The organism is Nostoc cf. edaphicum LEGE 07299 (assembly GCF_015207245.1).
Lineage (GTDB): Bacteria > Cyanobacteriota > Cyanobacteriia > Cyanobacteriales > Nostocaceae > Nostoc > Nostoc edaphicum_B.
Genome location: NZ_JADEXF010000632.1, coordinates 1 through 3,631 on the forward strand (window position 1 = coordinate 1; position 3,631 = coordinate 3,631).

Genomic DNA, 3,631 nt, shown 5'->3' on the forward strand with positions numbered 1-3,631 from the left:
GTAGATATACCTTGAAAAGACTTATATATAAGGATTTATCGTACAACGTTAGTCAGATTTATAAAATTCAGAAGTTTTGATAAATGCTTGCTCAGGTGTAGTCTTTATGATAATGTCTCCTAATAGCACTAGAGTTAGATGCAAATTAGTCGCAGATAGCTTTTAAGGATTTCTAGAATTAGTGTCAAGCATTATTGATAATATGCAATCGCTGGTCTATTCGGCATCTGTGGGCTTGATGCTACTTCAAAAGCATTATTCCCGCGCTAGTAGTATGGAATTTTTATCAACTTATGGTGCAAAAATTATAGCGCCAGCTTTTGCTGGCTACTCATACCATGTAATCGGCTTGGGAGAAATTTCGCTGATTGATATCCTGATTTTTATTTGTGCAATTACTACTGTGCTTTTAATACACATCTCACAACCACCACTTAAAGAAGTTCATCAAGTTTTTGAACCAGCAATGAAACCAGATGGTTAGCTAGCATGGCTTTTTGGTAGTAAGTTTGGCATAGACAAAGCTGCTGGGATGCCACTGTTATACGTTCTATGTTCTTTATGTATGTTGCTAGTAAGTGTGTTTGGATTTAATGTCCGTTTGTTACAGAATATAGACGAAAGTCACTAAATTTTTCCAGTCAAATTAATTTAATCGAACCATCATGTTGAATATTGGGATGTATTTGTGGCAATTTGATCGGCCAATACTGAAAAGAAAATTTTTTAGATTTTTAGCTTTTATCCTCAGTGCCATTTTAGTTGTAGTTTTGGCAAATAACAGTTTTGCGACTGCACCCAAAACTACAGAGATATTATGGGATACTTACGGCATACCGCATATATATGGTAAAGATGCTCCAAGCGCTTTCCAGGCATTTGGTTGGGCACAAATGCAGAGTCACGCTAACTTGCTGTTGCGCCTCTATGGTCAAGCTAGGGGAAAAGCAGCCGAATACTGGGGAGAAGAGTATTTAGAATCTGATAAATGGGTATTGACGATGGGAGTACCCGATCGTTCTAATTCTTGGTATCGAGCACAAAGTCCAGCTTTTCGTACTTATATAAATGCCTTTGCCAGCGGGATAAATACTTATGCCAAAGCCCATCCTGATTTGATTGACGAGCAAGTAAAAATAGTATTACCTGTAAAACCAGAGGATGTATTGGCACATTTGCAAAGAGTGCTGTATTTTACTTTTGTCGTCAACCAAGAACAGGTAGCAGGTATTACTCATACTCAATCGGAAGCTGGTTCTAACGGTTGGGCGATCGCACCTAAACATTCTGCCAGTGGCAAGGCGATGTTGCTGGCAAATCCCCACTTGTTATGGTCGGATTTATTTGTCTGGTACGAAGCACAAATTACTGCCCCAGGAATGAATGCTTCTGGAGCAGCGCTGGTGGGAATTCCGGTTTTAACGATCGCTTTTAACGATTATTTGGGTTGGACTCATACCGTCAATACTTATGATGGTTGGGATGTATACAAGTTGAAATTGGCTGATGATGGTTATCTTCTCGATAACAAAGTCCGTCCTTTTACAACATCAAAGTTTTTGTTAAAAGTCAAGCAAAAAGATGGCTCGTTGGTCGAACAACCATTATTAGTCAAAAGTTCCGTCCACGGTGCAGTCGTTCAAGAAAAAGATGGGTTTGCTGTGGCGCTGCGGGTTGTCGGTGCAGACCGTCCCGGCGTGTTGGAACAGTGGTGGGATATGGCACGTTCCCAAAACTTAACCCAATTTCAAAAGGTATTGAAACGCTTGCAACTACCGATGTTTAACGTTATGTATGCAGACCGAGAAGGACATATCATGAACTTATTCAACGGTCTGGTGCCAATTCGTCAACAGGGAGACTATCAATACTGGGAAGGTTTAATTCCTGGCGACACATCTAAGACTTTGTGGACAAAAATGCATCCATACAAAGATTTACCGCGTGTAATTGACCCGCCTAGCGGTTGGTTGCAAAATGCTAATGATGCACCTTGGACAACGACTTTTCCCGCTGTCATCAAAGCAGATGATTATCCTGCTTATATGGCTCCACGAGGAGAAATGGATTTCCGCGCACAAAGTTCTGCAAAAATGCTGGCTGAAGATCCAAAAATTTCTTTTGCGGAAATGATTAAGTACAAACATTCCACCAAAATGGAACTTGCAGAACGCATCCTCGATGATTTAATTCCCGCATCTCAAAAATATGGCGATGAATTAACTCGTCGTGCTGCTGATATTTTAGCTGCTTGGAATCGCAATGCTGATGCTGATAGTAGAGGCGCGGTATTGTTTTCTTTTTGGTGGCAAGAAATGGATAAAAACCAAACCTTCAGTATTCCTTGGAGTGAGAACTCGTGGCATACTACACCCGATGGTTTAAAAGACCCAGAAAGTGCTGCAAAAGCGCTGCAAATAGCTGCGGCGAAAGTTGAAAAAGCTTATGGAAAGCTAGATGTTGCTTGGGGTGAAGTTTTCCGAGTGGGTAGCGGAAACTTAGATTTACCTGCCAATGGTGGTGATGGGGATCTAGGAATATTCCGCGTCCTCAATTCTGCTCCCTCTACTGATGAACGCTTTCAAGCCGTCGCTGGTGATAGTTATGTTGCGGCCATTGAGTTTTCTCAGCCAGTTAGGGCAATGGCCTTACTCAGCTACGGTAACGCGACTCAAACCGGTTCGCCCCACATTACCGACCAGATACCACTGTTTACTCGCAAGCAATTGCGTCCTGTTTGGCGAACTCGTATAGAAGTATTAGTACATTTGGAGGAACGCAAAACTTTTTGACAGCTATGAGTTATGAATCAATTGTCTGTCTTTACAGTTGGAAAATTGCCCTGGCGATCGCACTTATTAATTTGCCTTTGCCAGCCTTGTCAGAAAACAAACAACTGAATAATTATCAACCACAGATTCTTCAGACTGAGATTAGCGATCGCTTGAAGCCAGTAATTTGAACAATGAGTAGATCAGTGCCTTCATCGACCAGAGGATTGTTGTCATCCCTAACATTTCCCGTTGTGGGTTTAATTGTGGGATTGCTAATTCTGCTGGTTTGTCTAATTTTCAGCGTCTCATTTGGTGCAGCAGATATTCCTCTGCATCAGATACTTACTGCCTTTATTCAGTTTGACGGTTCCAGAGAACATTTAATTATTCAAACTATTCGCTTACCGCGATCGCTTTTGGCAATATTGGTGGGTGCAGCAATGTCTACTGCTGGTGCAATTATGCAGGGTGTGACTCGTAACCCATTAGCCGATCCTGGTATTTTGGGGGTGAATGCAGGTGCAGCTTTTGCTGTAGTTATTAGTATTTTTCTTTTTGGCACATCTGCTCCAAATGTTTATATTTGGTTTGCGTTTATTGGTGCAGGTGTCACCATTGTCAGCGTCTATGTTTTTGCTTCTCTTGGCCGTAGCGGAATAACTCCCTTAAATCTGACAATTGCAGGTGCAGCTATTAGTAGCTTACTCGCTTCACTGACAGCAGGAATTTTAATAGTTAGTCAGCGAACTTTGGAAGAAATTCGCTTTTGGTTAGCTGGTTCTTTGGCGGGTATTGATGAAGGAATTATTTTACAAGTCTTGCCTTACATTTGTATTGGTCTGATATTGGCATTTGGT

The 3,631-nt window shown here is 41.4% G+C and carries 4 protein-coding genes; all 4 read left to right on the top strand.

The genetic code is table 11. From position 1 onward, the window contains the following. Nucleotides 1–202: 202 nt before the first annotated feature. Nucleotides 203–484: a hypothetical protein gene (locus tag IQ229_RS18050; protein WP_228013543.1), complete on the top strand. Its 282-nt coding sequence runs from the start codon at nucleotides 203–205 to the stop codon at nucleotides 482–484. Between the two features lie 181 nt (nucleotides 485–665). Continuing rightward, nucleotides 666–2,792 (top strand): acylase, encoded by a 2,127-nt coding sequence (locus IQ229_RS18055; protein ID WP_228013544.1) that lies wholly within the window; start codon nucleotides 666–668, stop codon nucleotides 2,790–2,792. A gap of 5 nt (nucleotides 2,793–2,797) precedes the next feature. Continuing rightward, complete coding sequence (locus IQ229_RS18060) at nucleotides 2,798–2,962, top strand: hypothetical protein (RefSeq protein WP_194046076.1); 165 nt, start codon at nucleotides 2,798–2,800, stop codon at nucleotides 2,960–2,962. A 3-nt stretch (nucleotides 2,963–2,965) separates the two neighbouring features. Next, nucleotides 2,966–3,631: FecCD family ABC transporter permease (locus IQ229_RS18065; protein ID WP_194046078.1), on the top strand; the 666-nt coding region annotated here is incomplete at its 3' end.

What these genes read in the sequence shown, in the direction of transcription:
- IQ229_RS18050 (WP_228013543.1), top strand. Translation starts at nt 203, where the DNA reads ATGCAATCGCTGGTCTATTCGGCATCTGTGGGCTTGATGCTACTTCAA.
- IQ229_RS18055 (WP_228013544.1), top strand. Translation starts at nt 666, where the DNA reads ATGTTGAATATTGGGATGTATTTGTGGCAATTTGATCGGCCAATACTG.
- IQ229_RS18060 (WP_194046076.1), top strand. Translation starts at nt 2,798, where the DNA reads ATGAGTTATGAATCAATTGTCTGTCTTTACAGTTGGAAAATTGCCCTG.